The organism is Paraburkholderia sp. A1BS-2L (genome assembly GCF_051125205.1).
Taxonomy (GTDB): Bacteria; Pseudomonadota; Gammaproteobacteria; order Burkholderiales; family Burkholderiaceae; genus Paraburkholderia.
This window is the reverse complement of the sequence record NZ_CP120428.1, coordinates 1,428,443-1,450,233: the sequence shown is the minus strand read 5'-3', so window position 1 is coordinate 1,450,233 and position 21,791 is coordinate 1,428,443. Positions and strand designations below refer to the sequence as shown.

The window sequence follows — 21,791 nt, the reverse complement described above, 5'->3', positions numbered from 1 at the left end:
TCAGGCGCTAATCAGGAGCAAACGAGTGTCGAATCGAGTGTCGACCCCCCCCGCATTGCAGGGCCTGCGCGTTCTCGATCTGACCCGCCTCCTGCCTGGTCCCGTAGCCACGCTGCGCCTCGCGGAAATGGGTGCCGACGTGCTGAAGATCGAACCGCCCGGCGCCGGCGACGCAGCGCGCAACATGATGCAAAGCGCCGAGGACGAAATCGCGGGCCGGCCAGGCGCGTTCTACCGGCTCGTCAACCGGGGCAAGCGCGAGACGCGGCTCGATCTCAAATCGGAAGGCGGCCGCGCCGTCTTGCTCGCGCTCGCGCGCGATGCCGATGTGCTCGTGGAGAGCTTCCGCCCCGGTGTGATGGAGCGGCTCGGCCTCGGCTACGAAACCTTGCGCGCGAATAATCCCAAGCTCGTCTACTGCGCGATCACCGGCTATGGCGCGAACGGGCCGTTCTCCGACCGGGCCGGCCACGATCTGAACTACATCGCGTACGCGGGCGTGCTCGACCAGATCGCCACGCATGAAGGCGAGCCCGTGCTGCCGAACTTCCAGATCGCCGACCTGCTCGGCGGTGCGCAAGCCGCGCTCTCGCAGATCCTCGCCGCGCTCTGGCACGTGGCGCGTGGCGGCGAAGGCCGTTTCGTCGATGTTTCGATGGCGCACCAGGCGCATGCGCACAACGTGATGGCTCACGTCGCACTCGCCAACGACGACGCAGCGGCGCTCCAGCCCGGCGGCGGCCTGCTCAATGGTGGCGTGCCCTGCTACAACCTGTACCGCACGCTGGACGAGCGCTGGCTCGCCGTGGGTGCGCTCGAACTGAAGTTTTGGCAAACGCTGTGCACGGCCATTGGCCGCGAGGATTGGGCCCGGCGGCACTGGAGCCTCGGCCAGACGCCAGGCGGGGCGGACGCAGCGGCGCTCACGCGCGAACTGGCCGCGCTCATCGCGAGCGAAACGCTGCAGACGTGGATCGACCGGCTAGAGGTGATCGATTGTTGCGTCTCCCCCGTCCTCAAGCCCGGCGAGGCTGCCAACCACCCGCTGTTCAACCCCGACGTGCTGCAAGCCCTGCTCGACGACGCCGCTGCCCAGCGCGAGGCCACTGCGCGCAACGCAACCAGTCAGGGTACGGCCGCGCCCACCGCAACGGCTGGGAGCAACCCCGCGCCAGCCGGCCAGGCGCCCGGCAAGAAGCCGTTCAACTATGGTCCTTGGGGCTGACTGAAGAAGCCGTAAATGAAAATGGGCGCTTGCCGGCGCCGAAGCGGAGCATCAAGCGCCCATTTTCACGATGAAGATTGAACGGTGCGAAGCCGAGCTGCAGGCTCCGGCCTAACGACGCGGCAAAGTCTGACGTGGCGAGCGCTCGTCGTCGTAAAGTACGTGCTTGCGGCCTTCCACATGATGCGCGATGGTGCTGCGCACCTGAGCCGCGGTCACGTTGCCAGCCACCACCTGACGCGAAATGCGGCCGTCGCTGTCGATCCACTCGACGATGCGACAGCTACTGCCCCAGGGCTGCAAGAGCGGCTCGGAGACCCGGCAGCCGCGCACGACGATCGAGCTACCGCCGATGCCGATGGACGATTCTGTCTGTTTCAAGTCGCTATCCTTTCCGCTGGATGCGGGTTGAGCATCGCGAAAGCATAGGGAAATCACGAAACGAAAAGGTTACAGTGCGTACCAGGGTTGTTACCAATCATTACGCGCCAGACCGCGGCGGCGCGCCCGCCCTACTCGAGCTCACGCACGCGGTCGATGGCTTCCTCGATCCGCTCCACGGCGATGACGTTCAATCCCTCGATCGGCTGTTTCGGCGCATTGGCGCGGGGAATCAGCGCACACGTAAAGCCGAGCTTGGCCGCTTCCTTCAAGCGATCCTGCCCGCGCGGCGAGGGCCGGATCTCCCCGGCGAGCCCCACTTCGCCAAATACGATCAGGCCCTTTGGCAACGCCTTGTTACGCATCGATGAGTGGATGGAAAGCAGCACGGCGAGGTCGGCGGCCGGTTCGGTGATCTTGACGCCGCCCACCGCGTTCAGGAATACATCCTGATCGAAGCAGCCGATGCCGGCATGGCGATGCAGTACCGCCAGCAGCAGCGCGAGGCGGTTCTGCTCCAGCCCGACCGCGAGGCGGCGCGGATTGGGCACCTGCGCCGTATCGACGAGCGCCTGCACTTCCACGAGCAGCGGCCGCGAGCCCTCCTGGGTCACCAGCACGCAGGAGCCCGGCACGCTTTGCTCGTGCTGCGAGAGAAACAGCGCCGACGGATTGGCCACGCCGCGCAGCCCGCGCTCGGTCATCGCGAACACACCCAGCTCGTTGACCGCGCCGAAGCGGTTCTTGAACGCGCGCACGAGCCGGAACGACGAGTGCGTGTCGCCCTCGAAGTACAGCACCGTGTCGACGATGTGCTCCAGCACGCGCGGGCCCGCGAGATTGCCCTCCTTCGTCACGTGGCCAACCATGATGATGGCCGTGCCCGACTGCTTGGCAATGCGCGTGAGCTGCGCGGCACACTCGCGCACCTGCGCAACCGACCCGGGTGCGGAGGTGAGCGCCTCGGAATAGATGGTCTGGATGGAGTCGATCACGGCGACGTCGGGCTTTTCGGCCTCGATGGTCGCCTGGATTTTTTCGAGCTGGATTTCGGCGAGCAATTGCAGCTCGCTCGCCTTCGAGCCCGGATCGAGCAAGGCAAGCCGTTGCGCGCGCAACGCGATTTGTGCCGCCGACTCCTCACCGCTCACGTAGAGCGCGCGCCGCTCGGCCGCGATCTGCGCGAGCGACTGCAGGAGCAGCGTGGACTTGCCGATGCCCGGATCGCCGCCGATCAGCACCACGCCGCCCGCGACCAGACCACCGCCCAGCACGCGATCGAACTCGCCGACACCGGTGGTGAAGCGCGGCACGTCGGACGCCTCGATATCGGCCAGACGCCGCACCGGCGCGCTCTTTGCCAGCGCCTGAAAGCGGTGATTGCCGGCCGGCTCCGCAACGCTCTCGACCAGTGTGTTCCACGTGCCGCATGCGGGGCACTGTCCTTGCCATTTCGGCGCCTGTCCGCCGCATTCGGTGCAGATATAGAGCGTCTTCGCCTTCGCCATGCTTTTTGCCATGGTGGGTTTATTCCGCGCGAACCGGCACGCGCGGCGCGACCGCACACATCAGCTCGTAGCCGATCGTGCCGCATGCTTGCGCGACATCGTCGATAGGCAAGTTCGTGCCCCACAGCTCGACGCGCGCGCCCACGCCCGCGCCCTGCACCGGCGTGAGATCGACCGTGAGCATGTCCATGGAGATGCGCCCGACAACGCGCGTGCGCACGCCTTCGACGATCACGGGCGTGCCTTCGGGCGCGACGCGCGGATAGCCGTCCGCGTAGCCGCAGGCCACCACGCCGATGCGCATCGGCTGGCGCGCCGTGAAGATCGAGCCGTAGCCGACACTCTGGCCTTCAGCGATCGTCTGCGTGGCGATGATCTCGGAGGCAAGCGTCATGGCCGGCTGCAAACCGACGCCATCGAGCGCCGAGGCCGCGCCCGAAGGCGAAGCGCCATACAGAATGATGCCGGGGCGCACCCAGTCGAAATGCGATTCGGGATGCCATAACGTGGCCGCCGAGTTCGCAAGGCTGCGCGTGCCCGCGATGCCTTGCGCGCCGCGCTCGAACGCCGCCATCTGCGCGCCGATGCCGCGCGGCGTATCGGCGTCCGAAAAGTGCGTCATCAAGGTGATCTGGCCGATGCCGGGGCAAGCGCGCGCCCGCTCCCACGCCGCACGGTATTTCTCCGGCGTATAGCCGAGCCGGTTCATGCCGCTGTTCATCTTGAGCTGAACATTGAGCGGCTTGGACAGACGCGCCATTTCGAGCATGCGCATTTGTTCGTCGCAATGGATCACCGTGGTGAGGCTATAGCGGTCGATGACGTCAATGTCGGTCGGCCGGAAGAAGCCCTCCAGCAGCAGAATCGGCCCGGCCCAGCCCAGTTCGCGCAATTTCACCGCCTCTTCGAGGTCGAGCAGGCCAAAACCGTCGGTCGCGCGCAGGCCGGGAAAAGCGCGCGCAAGCCCGTGCCCGTAGGCATTGGCCTTGACCACGGCCCAGATTTTCGACTGCGGCGCGTATTTGCGGACGACGGCGAGATTATTGGCGAGAGCGGTGGTGTGAATCGTGGCGGAAAGGGGGCGAGGCATGGGATTTTTTCGCAAAGACGCTTTTGAATCAGGACCTTACAGGGTGATTTCAGCACCCGTCAGGCCTGTCTGACAGGCGGTCAAGGAATGTGCTAGTCCGAATCACGCTATTTTCGTGATATAAAGCCCTGCGCACAACCCATTTCGAACGTAATAAAGCCCGGATGCCTCCCACCCGTCCGGGGCGGACGGACCGCAGCGAGGAAAGCATCGCATCAGATGAAAAAAGGCTTTTACACCATCATGGCCGCGCAGTTTTTTTCGTCGTTGGCCGACAATGCGCTCCTCATCGCTGCAATCGCACTGCTGAAAGACCTCCACGCCCCGAACTGGATGACGCCGCTGCTCAAGCTGTTCTTCGTCCTCTCCTACGTCGTTCTTGCCGCATTCGTCGGCGCCTTCGCTGATTCCCGCCCCAAGGGCCAGGTCATGTTCATCACGAACACGATCAAGGTCGCGGGCTGCGCCATCATGCTCGCCGGCACGCACCCGCTGTTTGCCTATGGGGTGGTCGGCTTCGGCGCGGCGGCCTATTCGCCGGCCAAGTACGGCATTCTCACGGAACTGCTGCCGCCTGAGCGCCTCGTGGCCGCCAACGGCTGGATCGAAGGCACCACGGTCGGCTCGATCATCCTCGGCACAGTGCTCGGCGGCGCGCTGATCAGCCCGCATATCGCCGCCCACATCATTCGCCACACGCCCGCCTCGATCAGCACCCCCGCCGAAGCCGCGATGCTCGTGATCATGGTCATCTACGTGATCGCCGCGCTCTTCAATCTGCGCATCCCCGACACCGGCGCGCGCTATCCGCGCCAGCAGCACGGGCCGATCCGCCTCATCACCGACTTCGCCGAGTGTTTCAACACGCTCTGGCGCGACAAGCTCGGCCAGATTTCGCTCGCGGTCACGACGCTGTTCTGGGGCGCCGGCGCGACGCTGCAATTCATCGTGCTCAAGTGGGCCGAAGTGTCGCTCGGCATGTCGCTATCGGAAAGCGCTGTGCTGCAAGCCGTGGTGGCCGTGGGCGTCGCCGCCGGCGCGATGATCGCCGCCGCGCGCGTGCCGCTCAAGAAGTCGCTCTCGGTGCTGCCAGTAGGCATCATGATGGGCATCGCCGTCATGCTCATGGCGTTTTACACGCGCAGCCTGTTTCCGCCGCACTGGGGCCTGCATATCGGCCATATGCGCATCCCGGGCTACCTCGTGTTCGCCTATATCTTCCTGATGGTGGTGGGCGCGCTCTCGGGTTTCTTCGTCGTGCCGATGAACGCGCTGCTCCAGCATCGCGGCCACGTGCTGCTCTCCGCCGGTCACTCGATCGCCGTGCAGAATTTCAACGAGAACCTCTCGGTGCTCGTGATGCTGTGCCTCTACGCCGTGCTCGTCTGGCTCGATGTGCCCGTGACCATCGTGATCGTGCTTTTCGGCACCTTCGTCTGCCTGATGATGTGGCTCGTGATGCGACGCCACCAGGCCAATCAGCGCTCGTTCGACTCGGTCGCGCTGATCGGCGAAAATCATCGCCACTGAATCCCGCGTCCGCGCGGCGGTGGCCTGCGGGCCCGGCGCGCGGCACATTAGCGACGCCGCCATGACCTCACCGATTTCCAACGTCCTCACGATCGCCGGCTCCGACTCGGGCGGCGGCGCAGGCATCCAGGCCGACCTCAAGGCTTTCTCCGCGCTCGGCGCCTATGGCGCGAGCGTCATCACCGCGCTCACTGCGCAGAACACCCGCGGCGTCACCGCCATCCACGCGCCCGATGCGGGCTTCGTCACCGCGCAGCTCGACGCCGTGTTCGAGGACATCCGCATCGACGCCGTGAAGATCGGCATGCTGGCCAACGCATCGATCGTGCGCGCCATCGCCGATGCGCTGCGCCGCTACCAGCCGCCGCGCATCGTGCTCGACACGGTGATGATTTCGAAGAGCAATCACGCGTTGCTCGCGCCCGAGGCCGTGACGGCGCTGCGCGAGGAACTGCTGCCGCTCGCGGGCGTCGTCACGCCAAATCTTCCCGAGGCCGCGGCGCTGCTCGGCGTGATGCCGGCCGCCGATGAAGCCGCGATGGTCGAGCAAGGCGAGGCGCTGCGCGCGCTCGGCGCGCAAGCCGTGCTGATGAAAGGCGGCCACCTGGGCGGCGCACACAGCCCCGACTGGCTGATCGAAGCCGGCGGGACGCTGCGTCTGGGCGGGTCGCGCGTGCCGGTGACGAACACGCACGGCACGGGCTGCACGCTCTCCTCGGCGATCGCCGCGCTGTGGCCGCAGCATGCGACGCTCGCGGAGGCTGTCACGCAGGCGAAGACGTATCTCACCGGAGCGCTCGAAGCGAGCGAGCGGCTCGACGTAGGCCATGGCGTCGGCCCGGTGCATCACTTCTGGCGCTGGTGGTGAATCCGGCGCGGCGCGCTCGTCATTCGTAACGTCGTAGCTGACGTCATGGGCGCGCAAAGGCCTGGGCGCGCGCCGGCCAGTCGTCGGGAACGATGAAACCTCGCGAGCGCTCGACGTAGCCGCCCGCGCCATCGGCCACAAATGCGGCGACCATCACGGGCTCATGAGCCTGCGTGAGGCCTGCGAACAATGGTGCAGCCGGCACCGGCGCGGCCACGGTTCTGCGGGCCGCGGACGCATCGCCCTCCACATCGCGATGGTGCCTGGCGCCGCTGCCCTCGTGCCGGTCACGCTCGTCGTGGGGTATCGGCAAGCATTGCCCACCGTCCGGCCCGATCCGCCGTGGTGCAAGCCAGGCGAGCCGCGGCAGCACACTCCAGCCATCGGCGCCTTCACGATCCGCGAAATCGGCCCAGTCCGCCCGCGTGACCCACCAGCCGCGCCCATGCTGCTCCGCGAGTTCGGGCGGGTCGCCCGGCGGCGTGCCCGCCCCCTTGCCCGCGCGATAGAAAAGCCAGCCCTTCCAGAACATCTGCGCGAGCCACGGCCCTGGATAACCGAGCCAGGCGAACTCTTCGCGCGCACTCAGGCGCAGTTGGTGATCGCGCAGATGCGCGAGCTTCAAATCGAAACGATCGCGCAGGTTCGGCCCGACGAAATCGGCAAGTCCCGGCGCACCGTTCTCCGCCATGCCGAGGTGCATGTACCACTTAACCGCCAGTTCCCAATGGAGCCGCTGGCCGTTGCGCGTCTGAACGAGGAAGTCGCATTCGCCCAGCGTGAGGCCCGCGCGCCGCAGTGCGACGTTGGCCGCAACGAGCCGGGGCGCCGGTCCATGGGCGAGAAACCAGCCGAGCAGCGTTTCGGCATAGCGGCCCAGCCGCGTGAGGCGCGTCGCGTCGAGCGAGGCATGCAAGCGGGCAGGATCGCGATCGAGTTGCGTAAGCCACGCTGCGGCGGCATTCGCCTCCTCATTGCTCGCCCATAGCTCGGCAAGCGGCGCATGTGGTTGCGCGCGCAACAAATCGGCACTGAATAGCAGCCACGCGAGATCGCGCACGACTGGGTCAGTGAGATCCCGATAGAGCGAATCAAGCAGCAGCTTGCTAAAACCCGCGGCAGCCAGCTCGCCCGACGAGGCATCCGCGGGCCGCATCATCGTCATCGCTTGCCGCCACCCGCCGCGCGCCAGGTGTCGCGGGCAAGGCACAGGTCGGCCCACGCCTTCGATTTGTCGTGCAGGCTGCGCAGCAGATAGGCGGGGTGATACGACACGATCACGGGCACGCCCTCGTACTGGTGCACGCGCCCGCGCAGCGAGGCGATACTGCCGTCGGTCCTCAGCAGGCTTTGCGCGGCGAAGCGCCCAAGGGCGACGATGATCTTCGGCTTCACGAGCGCCACCTGGCGTTGCAGATACGGCTCGCAGCGCGCGACCTCGTCGGGCTCGGGATTGCGGTTGCCGGGCGGGCGGCATTTGATGACGTTCGCGATATAGACGTTTTCGCCGCGCGCGAGTGACAACGCCTTCAGCATGTTGTCGAGCAGCTTGCCTGCCTGGCCGACGAACGGCTCGCCGAGGCGGTCTTCGTTTTCGCCCGGCGCCTCGCCGATCAGCATCCACTCCGCAGCGCGATCGCCCACGCCGAACACGGTGTTGGTGCGCTTCTCGCACAGACGGCAACGCGTGCAGGAGGCCACGCGTTCGGCGAGCGCATCCCAGTCGAGCGTCGCGACGTCATCGCGCGGAGCCGGAGCAGGCTCCAGATCATGCGGCAACGACGGCTCGGGCATCGCATCGAACCAGGCGAAATCGTCTTCGGTCAGCGGCGGCGGTTCTTCCTGCGCGGCCTGGGCCGCCTGAACGGGCACGGCGGCTGCGCGGCCACGGTCGGGGTCGGACGGCGGCAGCGGCGAGACCTGCGCTTGCACAACGGCGTCCTGTTGCGGCGCTTGCGCTGCGACGCGTTGCGCAACCGGTTGCGGCGTCGGCGCTGTTCGCGGCTCTGCGTTCGGCGCGGCTTGTCCGGCCAGGCTGGCGCTCGCAGCCGTCATCGATTCAGAGGATGACGGTGCCGCCGTAGTCATGCCCCGGCGCACCCAGCGCGGCGCGAGGCCGAGCTCCTCCAGCGCGATCTCATCGAGCGGCATCGGCGCCCTCCATTGCAAAGGTGAAGCGCATCACGATCGCGTCTTCACGGGTGTGATGGCGAGCCGGATAGTAGTTCTTGCGACGCCCGATGGTGACGAAGCCAAACTGCTCGTAGAGCCGGATCGCGCGATGATTCGACGGCCGCACTTCCAGCAACAGCCCTTCGAGTTGCTGCGCACGCGCGAGACGCACGCTTTCGCGCAGCAGCGCAAGGCCCGCGCCCAAGCCCTGCGCCTGCGGCGCGACGCACAGGTTCAGCAGATGCATCTCGTCGACGACCGGCATCAGCACGCAATAGCCGATCAAGGTGCCCGTCACATGGCGCATGCACACGCCAAAGTAGCCGTTGCGCAGCGAATCTTCGAAGTTGCCGCGCGACCACGGGAATTCGTACGCGGATTTTTCGATGACCACGACCTCGTCGAGATCGCTCTCGGTCATCTGCGAGAGGTAGCGGTCCGTCATCAGCACGCCGCTCATCGCCCCCCCTCGCCGCTGTTGTGTACCCCGCCCTGCGCAGCTTTTGCCGCCATGCGTTCGGCCGTGGTCTGCGCGACCTTGTTGCGCACGTATTCGGGCGCTGCCTCGTCGGCGCGCAGCGTGCGGCCCGCGCGGAACGCGCGCAGCGCCGCGTGTGCGAGCGGCAGCGCGTGCGGCAGGGCTTCGGCGTCGATGGTGCGCGCGGTCGTCGAGGCGACGAGGCGCGCGCCGAACGCCGCCGCCGCGTTGCCGGCGAGCGTGAAGGGTTCGTCGGGCGCCGCGATGGCCTCGGGTGCATCAAGCGACGCCGGGCGCAGCGTGCGCCAATCGTTCGCGGCCGCATCCCACGCGTAATCGGCCCAGTACGCTTCGTCCATGCGCGCGTCCAGCGCCGCGAGCATGCGTGTCGCCGCCGGATCGCGCATGCGTGCGCTCTCGGCACAGATGAGCAGCGTGCTCACGGGCACCACGGGAATGTCGAGGCCGAAGGCCAGGCCCTGGGCGACGCCCGTGGCGGTGCGCAGGCCGGTAAAGGAGCCTGGGCCCGCACCGAACGCGATCGCATCGCAGTCGGCCAGCGCGAGCCCCGCTTCGGCCAGCAACTCGCCGATCGCCGGCAAGAGGCGCGTGCTGGAGACGGCGCCGGTGGCTTCATGGCGCATCCAGACGCGCGGCTCGGGCGGCGCCTCGTTGGCGGATCCGGATGCGCCGCTGACGGGCGCGGCGGCGCGGAGCAATGCGACCGAGCAATATTCGGTCGAGGTATCGAGAGCAAGCAGCACGGTTTCAGTCATGAGCGCTATTGTAATGCGCCGCCTTCGTGCAGTCGCCGGCCAGGCATGGCCCATGCGGCGGCGCTCAGCCTCCATAGAATGGAGGAACGGTTCCAGCCCGTTACCAGACGGCGCTGCTACCATCGCCGGGCTGTTCCGATCATCCAGTGGAGGAAAAAACAATGAGCGATGTGAATGCCCAATTCGAGCAGGCCCAGCAAGACGTGCAAAAGCTGCCGGAGCGCCCGGGCAACCTGACGCTGCTGCGCCTGTACGCGCTCTTCAAGCAGGCCACCGAAGGCGACGTGCACGGCGACAAGCCAGGATTCACCGATATCGTCGGCAAGTACAAGTACGAGGCGTGGGCCGCGCTGCAAGGCACCGCGCAGGACGTTGCGAAGGCGCAGTACGTCGAGGTCGTCGAATCGCTCAAGAGCGGCGCCGCGAACTAGAAGCAACCGGAAGCGCCAGCGAGCGGCCTCGCCTCAAACCAGACGAAACGATTGCTGGCGCACTGCAACAAAACAAGATACAATACGCGCTGCGTTTCGCTCCGGTCGCCCTTGCGATCAGCAATACGCCACGTAGCGTTAAGCTCCAATCCAGTTTAGAACCTGTCCCCCCCTGCCATGGCCCAGTTTCCGGGCCGTCAAGTATCAGGCTGGCGGTTGGCCAATCCCGGCTAAGCCGCACCCAAAACAGCTTCTAACGAAAATCCGCCTTCGCCCTTGTGTGGTGCGGATTGCCCCCGTTTTTCGATTTGCTCGCAAATTCAGACGACTTGGGTATGCCGATTGGCGCCGACGTTCTATTTCCTGTGTACCAAGGATTTTCATGACTTCGAGCAATACCCAAAGCCCCCTCGACGCGATTGCCAACGACGCCCTCGGTCTCGACGCCACCGCCGCCGCTTCTCCTGAAGCCGCCGTGCAAGCCGACGAGACGCCCGCAGGCCCGACGTTCGCATCGCTCGGTCTGTCGCCGGAGATCGTCTCCGCGCTGACCGCGGCGGGCTACAAGGCCCCGACGCCCGTGCAGGAACGCGCCATTCCTGCCGCCATCGCCGGCCGCGATTTGCTGGTCTCCAGCCCGACCGGTTCGGGCAAGACCGCTGCTTTCATGCTGCCCGCGATCGAACGCTTCGCGCAGCTGCAAAAGGCGCAAGCCGCCCAACCGCGCGAGCCGCGCCCCCAAGGCCAGCAAGGCCAGGGCGACCGCCGCCAGCGCCGTCCGCAGCCGGTCGCGCGCCCCGGCCTGCTCGTGCTCACGCCCACGCGTGAGCTCGCCATGCAGGTGACCACGGCCGCTTCGACGTACGGCCAGCATCTGCGCCGTCTGCGCACTGTCAGCATTCTCGGCGGCGTGGCCTATGGCCAGCAGCTCATGCTGCTCGCGAAGAACCCCGAGATTCTCGTGGCAACGCCGGGCCGTCTGCTCGATCACCTCGAGCGCGGCCGCATCGACCTGTCCGAACTCAAGATGCTCGTGCTCGATGAAGCCGACCGCATGCTCGACATGGGCTTCATCGACGACATCGACACGATCGTGGCCGCCACGCCCGAGTCGCGTCAAACGATGCTTTTCTCGGCCACGCTCGACGGCAAGATCGCGTCGATCACGGGCCGCCTGCTCAAGGATCCGGAGCGCATCGAGATCGTGCGCAAGGTCGAGGCGAACTCGAGCATCGCGCAGACCGTGCACTATGTGGACGACCGCGACCACAAGGATCGCCTGCTCGACCATCTGCTGCGCGACGAAAAGCTCGACCAGGCCGTCGTGTTCACGGCGACCAAGATGGATGCCGATCAACTCGCCGGCAAGCTCGCCGACGCCGGTTTCGAAACGGCCGCCCTGCACGGCGACCTGCCGCAAGGCGCGCGTAACCGCACGATCCGTGCACTGCGCGAGCGCCGCGTGCGCGTGCTCGTCGCGACCGACGTCGCGGCGCGCGGTATCGACATCCCCGGCATCACGCACGTCTTCAACTACGACCTGCCGAAGTTCGCCGAAGACTACGTGCACCGTATCGGCCGTACCGGCCGTGCGGGCCGCTCGGGCATCGCCGTGAGCCTCGTGCATCACGCCGAGCAAGGCGCGCTCAAGCGCATCGAGCGCTTCGTGCGCGCACCGCTGCCGGTCAACGTGATCGAAGGCTTCGAGCCGCGCAAGGCGCCGCCCTCGAACCGCGGCTTTGGCGGCCGTGGCCGTCCGGGCGGTGGCAACGGCGGTGGCCGTCGCTTCGGTAGCGGCAACGGCAAGCCGGGTGGCTATGGCAACCGCGGCGGCGAGCGCAGCTTCGGCGACCGTCCCCAGGGCGAACGCAGCTTTGGCGATCGTTCGAACGGCGGCGAGCGCAACGGCAACAGCAACAGCTGGGGCAACCGCCCGGAAGGCTCGCGCGGCGGCTATGGCCAGCGTGAAGGCGGCTACGGCGCCTCGCGCCGCGAAGGTGGTGGCGGCGATCGTGGCGGCTACGGCCAGTCGCGTGGCGAGGGCTTCGGCCGCTCGCGCGAAGGCGGCTACGGCGCGCGCCGCAACGACGGCCCGCGTGGCGCACGTCGCGACAGCTAAGTCGGCATACGCGGGCGGAGTGCAGTTTCCGCTCGCCGACTAACGTCGAAATCAAGGACCGGTGCTTCGTCACCGGTCTTTTTTTGCCCGCAGTCATAATTTCACGATATGGAAATTTTTTTTGCTTCGTAAAAAATCGTGCTGCGGGGCACAAAGACGCGCATTGCGAGATGGAAAATTGCGTTTCTTATCGCGAAATTAATATCGTAAACGTTTGATTTTATTAATTTAAAAATCACGAAAATTCCTCACTGCCTGTCTGTTGCGGGGCGATCGATTTGCCTAGACTCTTATATAAGAGTTCGTGAAACGAAACGCCCGGCGCAGTGCTCCCGGTGCCCCTTTCGCGAAGCTCAGTGGTTCAGCCGTTCCGATCAGCGCTTCATTTATCAGCCCATTTACCCGGTCTACGAAGGAGCACACCATGTCGACTCGCCAACAGCAAGCCCAGCAACTCCAACAGCAATGGGAAACCGACCCGCGCTGGAAGGGCATCAAGCGCAACTACACGGCTGACGACGTGGTACGCCTGCGCGGTTCGATCCAGCCCGAGCACACGCTCGCGAAGATCGGCGCCGAAAAGCTCTGGAAAGGCGTGACCACCGAGCCGTTCATCAACTCGCTCGGCGCGCTCACGGGCAACCAGGCCATGCAGCAGGTGAAGGCCGGTCTCAAGGCCATTTACCTGTCGGGCTGGCAAGTCGCCGGCGACGCCAACCTCGCCGGCGAGATGTACCCGGACCAGTCGCTCTACCCGGCCAATTCGGTGCCGCAGGTGGTCAAGCGCATCAACAACACGCTCACGCGCGCCGACCAGATCCAATGGTCCGAAGGCAAGAATCCAGGCGACGAAGGCTATGTCGACTACTTCCAGCCCATCGTGGCCGACGCTGAAGCCGGCTTCGGCGGCGTGCTCAATGCGTTCGAACTGATGAAGGCGATGATCGAAGCGGGCGCCGCGGGCGTGCACTTCGAAGACCAGCTCGCTTCGGTGAAGAAGTGCGGTCACATGGGCGGCAAGGTGCTCGTGCCGACGCGCGAAGCCGTCGCCAAGCTGACGGCCGCGCGTCTGGCCGCCGACGTCTGCGGCGTGCCGACCGTGCTGCTCGCGCGCACTGACGCCGAAGCCGCCGACCTCGTCACCTCCGACATCGACGACAACGACAAGCCGTTCCTCACGGGCGAGCGCACGGTGGAAGGCTTCTTCCGCACGCGCAACGGCCTCGAGCAGTCGATCTCGCGCGGTCTCGCCTACGCGGCCTACGCCGACATGATCTGGTGCGAAACGGGCAAGCCGGATCTCGAGTTCGCGAAGAAGTTCGCGGAGGCGATCCACAAGGAATTCCCGGGCAAACTGCTCGCCTACAACTGCTCGCCGTCGTTCAACTGGAAGAAAAACCTCGACGACGCGACGATCGCGAAGTTCCAGCGCGAGCTCGGCGCAATGGGCTACAAGTTCCAGTTCATCACGCTGGCGGGCTTCCACTCGCTGAACTACTCGATGTTCAACCTCGCGCACGGCTATGCGCGCCAGAACATGAGCGCGTTCGTCGAGCTCCAGCAGGCCGAGTTCGCCGCGGCAGAAAAGGGCTTCACCGCCGTGAAGCACCAGCGCGAAGTGGGGACGGGCTATTTCGACGCCGTGACGCAAACGGTCGAACGAGACGCATCGACCACGGCGCTGCACGGCTCGACCGAAGACGAGCAGTTCTTCGACCAGAAGGTGGCGTAAGACCACCCGCAGGGGGCACGCCCCCTGCTTTTTTCTGGCGCCGGACGCACGGCGCGGCAGCCGGTTCGCAAGTCCTTGGCGGGGCCTGCCGGACGCCGCCACCGCCGCACGCGCGCCAGAGTGTAGTGAGGCAAGCCACGGAAGGCGCATGGACATCGCGCCGTGCATGTCCATGCGCCAACTGCGGCTATGCACTATCGATAGACGATCACCGGAATCTTCGTATGCGTGAGCACGCGCTGCGTCTCGCTGCCGATCAACAGGCTGCCCAGACCGCGCCGCCCGTGCGAAGCCATGAATATGACGTCGCAGCCGCAGTTTTCGGCCGCTTCGATGATGCCGAGGTACGGGGAAGGATGCACGCTGGTGCAGGAGTCGCAGGTGACGCCCACGCTGTGCGCCGCGTCCTCCACCTCCTGCAGGTGGATGCGCGCCTCGCGCTCGCTGCGGGTCTGAAAGTCGCCGGGCAGCTCCATCACGACATCGGCGTAAGGCGAGTACGGATATTGCGGCAGGCACGCGTAGGCCGTGACGCGGGCGCCCACCGTCCGCGCGAGGTCGATCGCGCCGTCGATCGCCTTCTTCGACAGATCGGTGCCGTCGGTTGGAACGAGGATGTGCTTGAACATGGCGCCCTCCGTGTTCCCGTGCTCTCTGCATCCGGGTGGCCTTGCGAACCGCGCCATGGCCTCGCACGGCGCCCCGCTACGCCCTCAGATCGATTGTAGTGCGCGAATAAACGGTGCACGGCGCGCATGCGGGCATCCCCCCATATCGGAAACGCGGATGCACTGGCCGTGACGCACAGGCGGAAGCACGAACCGCCAGGACTCAGTCCTGGCCCCAGTAACCCGGCTGGCCGTAGGTATGCTTGAGAAAGTCGAGAAAGAGGCGCACGCGCAACGGCAAGTGCCGGCGCTGCGGAAACACGGCGTGAATGCCGATGGGCGGCGCGGCATAAGCGTCGAGCACGCTCGCGAGCCGGCCCGCTGCAATATCCTCACCAACTTCCCACCACGAGCGCCACGCGAGGCCATAGCCTTCGAGGCACCATTCGTGCAGCACCGCGCCGTCCGAGCATTCCATCGTGCCGGAAACGCGAATCGACACCACTTTGTCGTCCTGCTGAAAGGTCCAGCCGCGCTGCTGGTTCGCGCTGCTCGCGCCGAGCGCGAGACAGTTGTGGCGCGCGAGGTCGGCCAACGTCTCGGGCGCGCCGCGCCGCGACAGGTATGCGGGCGACGCCACGCAGACGCGCCGGTTTTCGCCGAGCTTGAGCGAAACGAGCGACGAATCGGGCAGTTCGCCCAGCCGCACCGCGCAGTCGAAGCCTTCGTTGACGAGGTCGACGAGCCGGTCCGAGAGGTCGAGCGTGGTCGTCACGTCAGGGTGCGCGGACGTGAAATCGGGCACGAGCGGCGCGACGTGCCGCCTGCCGAAACCCGCCGGCGCGGACACGCGCAGGTGTCCGCTCGCCTTCACGCCACCCGCGGAGACGCTGGCCTCAGCGTTCTGCATGTCATGAATGATGCGCTGGCAGTCTTCGAGGAACGCGGAGCCCTCGAACGTCAGCGTAATGCGGCGCGTGGTGCGCACAAACAGCTTCACGCCGAGCCGCTCTTCGAGCGCGTCGATGCGCCGGCCGATGATGGCGGGCGCGACGCCCTCGGCCTGCGCCGCCGCGGAAAGACTGCCCTTCGCCGCGACGTTGGCGAAAGTTTCGATTTGTTTGAAGCGATCCATCGGAAAAGGAGGAAAACGGAATTACGCAACACCCTTGATAGAAAAAAACCTCTAGCGCGTCAGATTAGGTGGGTAAAAGTAAAAGATCAAGTGATCAATCCCGTCTTTTTCAGCACCCATGATCATGAATACAATTCCTCCCGACCTCTGATGATGGAGTGCAAGGCTATGTCGGCCACAACGACACCACGATTCCCCAAGGCTGTGATCTTCGACGCATATGGCACGCTCTTCGACGTGCACTCGGTCGTTGCCGCAGCCGAGCAGATGTTCCCCGGTCACGGCGACGCGCTCTCGCAGCTCTGGCGCCTGAAGCAGATCGAATACACGCAGTTGCGCACGCTCTCGGACCCCGCTGGCGCGCGCTACCGCCCCTTCTGGGATATCACGCTCGACGCGCTGCGCTACGCGGCGCGCCGCCTGAACCTGTCGCTTTCCGGCGCGGGCGAAAAGCGGCTGATGGACGAATACGCCTGCCTCTCGGCCTTTCCCGACGTGCTGCCCGTGCTGCGCCGCCTGCGTGCGCCGGCCGCTGACGGCACGCGCATGGGCCTCGCCATCCTCTCGAACGGCAATCCGCAGATGCTCGACATCGCGGTGAAAAGCGCCGGCATGAACGGCCTGTTCGACCACGTGCTCTCAGTCGACGCCGTGCGCGCCTATAAACCAGCCGCGGCCGCCTACGCGCTCGGCGCCAGCGCGTTCGACGCCGCGCCGCGCGACATGGTGTTCGTCTCGTCGAACGGCTGGGATGCCGCCGGCGCCGCCTGGTTCGGCTATACCACATTCTGGATCAACCGCCAGCGACTGCCCGCCGAAGAACTCGGCGTGCCGCCGCACGGCACCGGCGGCGGCATGGCAGAACTCGCCGCCTTTCTCGAAACCGCTGTGCCTGCCGAGCGAAGCCGCCCCGCGCCCCAGCCCGGGCGCGTGACGAAATCGTCCTGACCGGCACGGTAATTACAACAACCACCGCATTCAAAGTCTGACCGACCAAGGAGCAAGCAATCATGGCGAACACGTTGAACCTGCCGCAAGGCATGCAGATCTCGGCTGAAATCAAGCCCGGCTTCGAAACGATCCTCACGCCCGAAGCACTCGAACTCGTCGCGAAGCTGCATCGCGCATTCGAGCCGCGTCGTCAGGAACTCCTCAAGGCGCGCGTTGAGCGCACCAAGCGCCTCGACGCCGGCGAGCGTCCCGACTTCCTGGCTGAAACGAAGTCGATCCGCGAAGGCGACTGGAAGATCGCGCCGCTGCCGAAGGACCTCGAATGCCGCCGCGTCGAAATCACGGGTCCGGTCGAGCGCAAGATGATCATCAATGCGCTGAACTCCGGTGCGGACTCCTACATGTCCGACTTCGAGGATTCGAACGCGCCGAGCTGGGACAACCAGATCACCGGCCAGATCAACCTCAAGGACGCGGTGCGCCGCACGATCTCGCTGGAACAGAACGGCAAGACCTACAAGCTCAACGAAAAGACCGCCACGCTGATCGTGCGTCCGCGCGGCTGGCACCTTGACGAGAAGCACGTGACGGTCGACGGCCAGCGCGTCTCGGGCGGCGTCTTCGATCTCGCGCTCTACCTGTTTCACAACGCGAAGGAGCTGGTTGCACGCGGCAGCGGTCCGTACTTCTACCTGCCGAAGATGGAGGGCCATCTCGAAGCGCGCCTGTGGAACGACATCTTCGTCGTGGCGCAGGAAGCCGTCGGCATCCCGCGCGGCACGATCCGCGCCACGGTTCTGATCGAGACCATCCTCGCCACGTTCGAGATGGACGAAATCCTCTATGAACTGCGCGAGCACAGCTCGGGCCTGAACGCCGGCCGCTGGGACTACATCTTCTCGGCTATCAAGAAGTTCAAGAACGACAAGGACTTCTGCCTCGCCGACCGTTCGCAGATCACGATGACGTCGCCGTTCATGCGCGCCTACGCGCTAGAACTGCTCAAGACTTGCCACCGTCGCAATGCGCCGGCCATCGGCGGCATGAGCGCGCTGATCCCGATCAAGAACGATCCGGCAGCGAACGACAAGGCCATGGGCGGCGTGCGTTCGGACAAGGCGCGCGATGCCGGCGACGGCTACGACGGCGGCTGGGTTGCGCACCCGGGCCTCGTGCCCATCGCGATGGAAGAGTTCGTGAAGGTGCTCGGCGACAAGCCGAACCAGATCAGCAAGCAGCGCCCCGACGTCAATGTGACGGCCAAGGACGTGCTCGACTTCCGTCCGGAAGCGCCGATCACCGAAGCCGGCCTGCGCAACAACATCAACGTCGGCATCCACTACCTGGGCGCATGGCTCGCAGGCAATGGCTGCGTGCCGATCCACAACCTGATGGAAGACGCGGCAACCGCGGAAATCTCCCGTGCGCAAGTCTGGCAGTGGATCCGCTCGCCGAAGGGCAAGCTCGAAGACGGCCGCAAGGTCACGGCCGAGCTCGTGCGTGAATTGATCCCGCAAGAACTCGACAAGGTGAAGGCCTCGGTCGGCGGCGACACCCAGCCGTACGTGCGCGCTTCGCAGATCTTCGAACAGATGTCGACCTCGGAGAACTTCGTCGACTTCCTGACGCTGCCGCTGTACGAGGAGATCTGATCGTTCGAATCACCTGACGACTGATCGATACAAAAGGCCCAGCGGATGCGAATCCGCCGGGCCTTTGTACTTCTATGCAGCGCTTCTACGCCGTGCCGCGCACCGATCAACGCGCGAGACGGTGCGCGATCCAGTCGCCGCTATGAATCCGCGGCCGCCCTTCCACCGCATGACGCGCCACCGGATAGAACAGGCACTCGAGCCGCTCGCCCGCCACTTCCACGCTCACCTTCTGCGAGACGAACAGCCCGTCGACGCCCGGATACACCTGCTCGATCTCGTCGAGCACGGCCACCAGCGCTTCGTCGATTTCGTAGACCTCGCCGATCACCGGCGTGGCCTGCGCATCGGCCACCATCCCCGGGTACGCCCCAAAGTCGAACAGGTAGCCCGCGACCGCCGTACTGCCCACGAGGCGCGGCTGCCGGAGCGCATTGCGTGACGCCGCGAGATGGATGTCGTTGATCTCGCCCGCGCGCAGCGTGCCGTAGATGAATACGTACTTCATTGCTTGTGCTCCTTGCTCCCGGTTGCCGGCTGGCTGCCGGCTAGCTGCCTGTTGCCGATGACTCGTGCAGCAAATCGGCAGCATTATGCGCCTGCGCCCATGCCGATGGGCACCATCGGACAGCCATGCACACGCGCGCCTACAATAATGCGCACAGAAACGCGCAGATCCACCATGCCCTTTTCCTCGCCCGCCGCCTTGCCGCCCGCCGAGCTCGCCGACATCCCGCCCGAATTCGAGCCGACACCCGAGCACCCGATCCGCGTGCGCTCGCGGCCCATGGCTGCCGGCGTGCGCATCGCGCGGCATACGCACGCGTGGGCGCAGCTCGCCTACGCGTCGCGCGGCGTGCTGCGCATGGCGACGCCCGGCACGACGTGGATGGTCCCGCCTTCACGGGCAATCTGGGCTCCGCCATTCGTCATGCATGAAGTGGCGATCGTCGAGGATGCGTTCCTGCGCACGCTCTATGTCGATGCCTCGGTCATTCCGCCCGGGCTCGACGCTTGCCGCGTGGTGGAGGTGTCCGGCTTGCTGCGCGAGGCGATCGCCGCGTTCGACGAGCGCGGCATCGACCCCGCGCGCGAGCGCCTGCTGGGCGCCGTGGCGCTCGACGAAATCACGCGCTCGGCGCCGCTGCCGCTCTCGGTGCCGATGCCCGAGGAAAAGCGCCTGCGCTCGCTGTGCGAGGCGCTGCTCGCCGATCCTGCCGGACCGGGTTCGCTCGAATACTGGGCGGCGCACGTGGGCGCGAGCACACGCACGATCGCGCGGCTCTTCCGGCAGGAGCTTGGCGTGAGTTTTTCGCAGTGGCGCCAGCAGGCGATCCTCGCGCGTGCGATTCCGCTCCTGAACCAGGGCAAGCCGATGGCCGTCGTGGCCCATGAGCTCGGCTACCAGAGCCAGAGTGCGTTTTCGGCGATGTTCCGGCGCGCGTTCGGCGAGAGCCCGCGTGCGTTCATTGCGCGCGGGACAGGCGAGCGGGAATTGGGCCCGCACGAAGACGACATGGCGATCGACACGCCGGCCCTGGCAGCGCCTCTGGGACCGCTGACGGCACGGCACGACGTTTGAGCACGCACGGCGGGCCGAGCGCTACAACGCTGCTTCGCGCTAAGATCTCCTGAAATTCGTCAGACCGGCCGCGTCATATGACGGATCGAGCCGAGGCGCGCGAGGCGTGGCCCCGCCACCTGGTAGCCCATGCGCAGATAAAGCCGCGCCGCGGGATTGTCGACGAACACGCGCAACTGCAACTCGCGCAGGCCGCGCTCGCGCGCCCAGCGATGCGACATGTCGAGCAGGAAGGTCCCCGCACCGTTGCCGCGATAACCCTCGGCGATCTGCACGTCACGTATGTGCAGCGAGTCGGCCTCCTGCGTCACGCGCAGCACGCCAATGGCCTCGCGATCGAGTTCGAGGATGAAATTTTCCGATTCGCGGTAGCTGGCCAGAAAGAGGTCGCCGCGCCAGATCAGATGATGGCGCACGTAATAGCCCCCCATGTTCCGGCGCGTCAGCGACTCGGCGAACTCGAAGTCGTCCATGGTGGCGTGACGCAACTGGAAGCGCGACGGAATGTCGTTCGGTGCGAACATGGCAGGCAACGCGGCAAAACGCGAAAATTCGTAGTTCCGACAACGCTACGATAACGCGCCGGCTCAGGCAATGGCCGTTTGTCCGTATCCGCGTGGATGCGGCATGGGGATAGGAAAGAGAGAAATAGAAAAAGCCCGCTGGAAATCCAGCGGGCTTTGATTCTGGCGGAGCGGACGGGACTCGAACCCGCGACCCCCGGCGTGACAGGCCGGTATTCTAACCGACTGAACTACCGCTCCCAGTCCTGCTACACCGGCGGTCGGTTAGAATCCGCTGGCGGCGTCGCCCTGCTGCTTGCTGTACTACGCTGTGGCGCCGCATTTTATTTGGCGTCCCCTAGGGGATTCGAACCCCTGTACTCACCGTGAAAGGGTGATGTCCTAGGCCTCTAGACGAAGGGGACAACACAGGCTTGCGCCTTGAACTACATTCCACCCGAGACACTGGGCAGATCGAATCTGGCGGAGCGGACGGGACTCGAACCCGCGACCCCCGGCGTGACAGGCCGGTATTCTAACCGACTGAACTACCGCTCCAGTCCTGCTTTGCTGCACCGGCGGTCGGTTAGAACCCGCTGGCGGCGTCGCCCTGCTGCTCGCTGTACTACGCTGTGGCGCCGCATTTTATTTGGCGTCCCCTAGGGGATTCGAACCCCTGTACTCACCGTGAAAGGGTGATGTCCTAGGCCTCTAGACGAAGGGGACAACACAGGCTTGCGCCCATAACACTTCAACTAAAAAGCCCGCTCAACATTTCTGAACGGGCTTCTATCTGGCGGAGCGGACGGGACTCGAACCCGCGACCCCCGGCGTGACAGGCCGGTATTCTAACCGACTGAACTACCGCTCCAGTTCGACATAGACAGATGGACGTCGGTTGATTCCCACCTGCTGCCTCATCGATATCGTGACGATTTGCTCGATGACGCTCATGTCTGGCGTCCCCTAGGGGATTCGAACCCCTGTACTCACCGTGAAAGGGTGATGTCCTAGGCCTCTAGACGAAGGGGACATAATCTTTTCAGATAA

Annotated in this window: 20 protein-coding genes and 6 tRNA genes; 9 read left to right on the top strand and 17 right to left on the bottom strand. The window is 65.6% G+C overall.

Annotated features, from left to right (window positions below):
* Positions 1-55 precede the first annotated feature (55 nt).
* Positions 56-1,225: a CaiB/BaiF CoA transferase family protein gene (locus tag P5W98_RS06515; RefSeq protein ID WP_421025204.1), complete on the top strand. Its 1,170-nt coding sequence runs from the start codon at positions 56-58 to the stop codon at positions 1,223-1,225.
* A gap of 111 nt (positions 1,226-1,336) precedes the next feature.
* Here P5W98_RS06515 and P5W98_RS06510 read toward each other — a convergent pair whose 3' ends face one another.
* The 3 genes from P5W98_RS06510 to alr form a co-directional block, all read right to left on the bottom strand.
* Entirely contained in the window at positions 1,337-1,606 is a 270-nt protein-coding gene (locus tag P5W98_RS06510; RefSeq protein WP_421023830.1) for a DUF2866 domain-containing protein, read from the bottom strand.
* Between the two features lie 131 nt (positions 1,607-1,737).
* Complete coding sequence (gene radA / locus P5W98_RS06505) at positions 1,738-3,114, bottom strand: DNA repair protein RadA (protein WP_035531908.1); 1,377 nt, start codon at positions 3,112-3,114, stop codon at positions 1,738-1,740.
* Between the two features lie 19 nt (positions 3,115-3,133).
* The gene (gene alr, locus P5W98_RS06500) at positions 3,134-4,204 is read right to left on the bottom strand and encodes an alanine racemase (RefSeq protein ID WP_421023829.1); all 1,071 of its coding nucleotides are present in this window, start codon (positions 4,202-4,204) and stop codon (positions 3,134-3,136) included.
* A gap of 219 nt (positions 4,205-4,423) precedes the next feature.
* Here alr and lplT point away from each other — a divergent pair, with 219 nt between their 5' ends.
* Positions 4,424-5,734 carry a lysophospholipid transporter LplT gene (gene lplT / locus P5W98_RS06495; protein ID WP_421023828.1) on the top strand — a complete coding sequence of 437 codons (1,311 nt, stop codon included), beginning with the start codon at positions 4,424-4,426 and terminating at the stop codon, positions 5,732-5,734.
* 61 nt (positions 5,735-5,795) lie between these two features.
* Positions 5,796-6,602, top strand: coding sequence for a bifunctional hydroxymethylpyrimidine kinase/phosphomethylpyrimidine kinase (gene thiD, locus P5W98_RS06490; protein ID WP_434718487.1), 807 nt, complete (start codon positions 5,796-5,798; stop codon positions 6,600-6,602).
* A 43-nt stretch (positions 6,603-6,645) separates the two neighbouring features.
* Here the strand turns inward: thiD and P5W98_RS06485 are convergent, their stop codons facing one another.
* From P5W98_RS06485 to tsaB, 4 genes are read right to left on the bottom strand one after another with little or no spacing between them, the layout of a single operon-like run.
* Positions 6,646-7,758, bottom strand: a complete 1,113-nt coding sequence (locus tag P5W98_RS06485; protein WP_421025203.1) for a DUF1853 family protein — start codon at positions 7,756-7,758, stop codon at positions 6,646-6,648.
* Between the two features lie 5 nt (positions 7,759-7,763).
* Positions 7,764-8,753, bottom strand: a complete 990-nt coding sequence (locus P5W98_RS06480; RefSeq protein ID WP_421079404.1) for a uracil-DNA glycosylase family protein — start codon at positions 8,751-8,753, stop codon at positions 7,764-7,766.
* On the bottom strand, positions 8,740-9,234 hold the full coding sequence (gene rimI / locus P5W98_RS06475) for a ribosomal protein S18-alanine N-acetyltransferase (RefSeq protein WP_421023825.1): 495 nt from the start codon (positions 9,232-9,234) through the stop codon (positions 8,740-8,742). The genes P5W98_RS06480 and rimI overlap by 14 nt, the downstream gene beginning before the upstream one ends.
* On the bottom strand, positions 9,231-10,028 hold the full coding sequence (tsaB, locus tag P5W98_RS06470; protein WP_421023824.1) for a tRNA (adenosine(37)-N6)-threonylcarbamoyltransferase complex dimerization subunit type 1 TsaB: 798 nt from the start codon (positions 10,026-10,028) through the stop codon (positions 9,231-9,233). Before tsaB ends, rimI begins: the two co-directional genes overlap by 4 nt.
* Positions 10,029-10,189: 161 nt before the next feature.
* Here tsaB and P5W98_RS06465 point away from each other — a divergent pair, with 161 nt between their 5' ends.
* The 3 genes from P5W98_RS06465 to aceA all read left to right on the top strand — a co-directional run bounded on the left by P5W98_RS06465 (position 10,190) and on the right by aceA (position 14,310).
* Complete coding sequence (locus P5W98_RS06465; protein ID WP_421023823.1) at positions 10,190-10,459, top strand: acyl-CoA-binding protein; 270 nt, start codon at positions 10,190-10,192, stop codon at positions 10,457-10,459.
* Between the two features lie 382 nt (positions 10,460-10,841).
* Entirely contained in the window at positions 10,842-12,578 is a 1,737-nt protein-coding gene (locus P5W98_RS06460) for a DEAD/DEAH box helicase (protein WP_421023822.1), read from the top strand.
* Positions 12,579-13,002: 424 nt separating this feature from the next.
* Positions 13,003-14,310: an isocitrate lyase gene (gene aceA / locus P5W98_RS06455; protein WP_421023821.1), complete on the top strand. Its 1,308-nt coding sequence runs from the start codon at positions 13,003-13,005 to the stop codon at positions 14,308-14,310.
* Between the two features lie 194 nt (positions 14,311-14,504).
* Here the strand turns inward: aceA and P5W98_RS06450 are convergent, their stop codons facing one another.
* Both P5W98_RS06450 and P5W98_RS06445 read right to left on the bottom strand, forming a co-directional pair.
* Complete coding sequence (locus P5W98_RS06450) at positions 14,505-14,939, bottom strand: universal stress protein (protein ID WP_421023820.1); 435 nt, start codon at positions 14,937-14,939, stop codon at positions 14,505-14,507.
* A 202-nt stretch (positions 14,940-15,141) separates the two neighbouring features.
* Complete coding sequence (locus P5W98_RS06445; protein ID WP_028219462.1) at positions 15,142-16,053, bottom strand: LysR family transcriptional regulator; 912 nt, start codon at positions 16,051-16,053, stop codon at positions 15,142-15,144.
* Positions 16,054-16,221: 168 nt separating this feature from the next.
* Here P5W98_RS06445 and P5W98_RS06440 point away from each other — a divergent pair, with 168 nt between their 5' ends.
* A complete protein-coding gene (locus tag P5W98_RS06440; protein WP_421023819.1) occupies positions 16,222-17,001 on the top strand; it encodes a haloacid dehalogenase type II in 780 nt (259 codons plus the stop codon).
* A 62-nt stretch (positions 17,002-17,063) separates the two neighbouring features.
* A complete protein-coding gene (aceB, locus tag P5W98_RS06435) occupies positions 17,064-18,656 on the top strand; it encodes a malate synthase A (protein WP_421079403.1) in 1,593 nt (530 codons plus the stop codon).
* Between the two features lie 106 nt (positions 18,657-18,762).
* Here aceB and P5W98_RS06430 read toward each other — a convergent pair whose 3' ends face one another.
* Entirely contained in the window at positions 18,763-19,164 is a 402-nt protein-coding gene (locus P5W98_RS06430; protein ID WP_421079402.1) for a gamma-glutamylcyclotransferase family protein, read from the bottom strand.
* Positions 19,165-19,338: 174 nt separating this feature from the next.
* On the opposite strand from P5W98_RS06430, the gene P5W98_RS06425 reads away from it, so the two are divergent.
* Complete coding sequence (locus P5W98_RS06425; protein WP_421079401.1) at positions 19,339-20,238, top strand: AraC family transcriptional regulator; 900 nt, start codon at positions 19,339-19,341, stop codon at positions 20,236-20,238.
* Positions 20,239-20,297: 59 nt separating this feature from the next.
* Here P5W98_RS06425 and P5W98_RS06420 read toward each other — a convergent pair whose 3' ends face one another.
* The 7 genes from P5W98_RS06420 to P5W98_RS06390 form a co-directional block, all read right to left on the bottom strand.
* The gene (locus P5W98_RS06420; RefSeq protein ID WP_421023815.1) at positions 20,298-20,762 is read right to left on the bottom strand and encodes a GNAT family N-acetyltransferase; all 465 of its coding nucleotides are present in this window, start codon (positions 20,760-20,762) and stop codon (positions 20,298-20,300) included.
* A 163-nt stretch (positions 20,763-20,925) separates the two neighbouring features.
* A tRNA-Asp gene (locus P5W98_RS06415) sits at positions 20,926-21,002 on the bottom strand.
* Positions 21,003-21,090: 88 nt separating this feature from the next.
* Positions 21,091-21,166 (bottom strand) — tRNA-Glu (locus tag P5W98_RS06410).
* A gap of 56 nt (positions 21,167-21,222) precedes the next feature.
* Positions 21,223-21,299, bottom strand: a tRNA-Asp gene (locus P5W98_RS06405).
* Positions 21,300-21,391: 92 nt separating this feature from the next.
* Positions 21,392-21,467, bottom strand: a tRNA-Glu gene (locus P5W98_RS06400).
* Positions 21,468-21,535: 68 nt separating this feature from the next.
* A tRNA-Asp gene (locus P5W98_RS06395) sits at positions 21,536-21,612 on the bottom strand.
* A gap of 86 nt (positions 21,613-21,698) precedes the next feature.
* Positions 21,699-21,774, bottom strand: a tRNA-Glu gene (locus P5W98_RS06390).
* Positions 21,775-21,791 lie beyond the last annotated feature (17 nt).

Coding starts and splice junctions, on each gene's coding strand:
- radA (WP_035531908.1), bottom strand. CDS start 3,114: ATGGCGAAGGCGAAGACGCTCTATATCTGCACCGAATGCGGCGGACAG.
- alr (WP_421023829.1), bottom strand. CDS start 4,204: ATGCCTCGCCCCCTTTCCGCCACGATTCACACCACCGCTCTCGCCAAT.
- lplT (WP_421023828.1), top strand. CDS start 4,424: ATGAAAAAAGGCTTTTACACCATCATGGCCGCGCAGTTTTTTTCGTCG.
- thiD (WP_434718487.1), top strand. CDS start 5,796: ATGACCTCACCGATTTCCAACGTCCTCACGATCGCCGGCTCCGACTCG.
- P5W98_RS06485 (WP_421025203.1), bottom strand. CDS start 7,758: ATGCGGCCCGCGGATGCCTCGTCGGGCGAGCTGGCTGCCGCGGGTTTT.
- P5W98_RS06480 (WP_421079404.1), bottom strand. CDS start 8,753: ATGCCGCTCGATGAGATCGCGCTGGAGGAGCTCGGCCTCGCGCCGCGC.
- rimI (WP_421023825.1), bottom strand. CDS start 9,234: ATGAGCGGCGTGCTGATGACGGACCGCTACCTCTCGCAGATGACCGAG.
- tsaB (WP_421023824.1), bottom strand. CDS start 10,028: ATGACTGAAACCGTGCTGCTTGCTCTCGATACCTCGACCGAATATTGC.
- P5W98_RS06465 (WP_421023823.1), top strand. CDS start 10,190: ATGAGCGATGTGAATGCCCAATTCGAGCAGGCCCAGCAAGACGTGCAA.
- P5W98_RS06460 (WP_421023822.1), top strand. CDS start 10,842: ATGACTTCGAGCAATACCCAAAGCCCCCTCGACGCGATTGCCAACGAC.
- aceA (WP_421023821.1), top strand. CDS start 13,003: ATGTCGACTCGCCAACAGCAAGCCCAGCAACTCCAACAGCAATGGGAA.
- P5W98_RS06450 (WP_421023820.1), bottom strand. CDS start 14,939: ATGTTCAAGCACATCCTCGTTCCAACCGACGGCACCGATCTGTCGAAG.
- P5W98_RS06445 (WP_028219462.1), bottom strand. CDS start 16,053: ATGGATCGCTTCAAACAAATCGAAACTTTCGCCAACGTCGCGGCGAAG.
- P5W98_RS06440 (WP_421023819.1), top strand. CDS start 16,222: ATGTCGGCCACAACGACACCACGATTCCCCAAGGCTGTGATCTTCGAC.
- aceB (WP_421079403.1), top strand. CDS start 17,064: ATGGCGAACACGTTGAACCTGCCGCAAGGCATGCAGATCTCGGCTGAA.
- P5W98_RS06430 (WP_421079402.1), bottom strand. CDS start 19,164: ATGAAGTACGTATTCATCTACGGCACGCTGCGCGCGGGCGAGATCAAC.
- P5W98_RS06425 (WP_421079401.1), top strand. CDS start 19,339: ATGCCCTTTTCCTCGCCCGCCGCCTTGCCGCCCGCCGAGCTCGCCGAC.
- P5W98_RS06420 (WP_421023815.1), bottom strand. CDS start 20,762: ATGTTCGCACCGAACGACATTCCGTCGCGCTTCCAGTTGCGTCACGCC.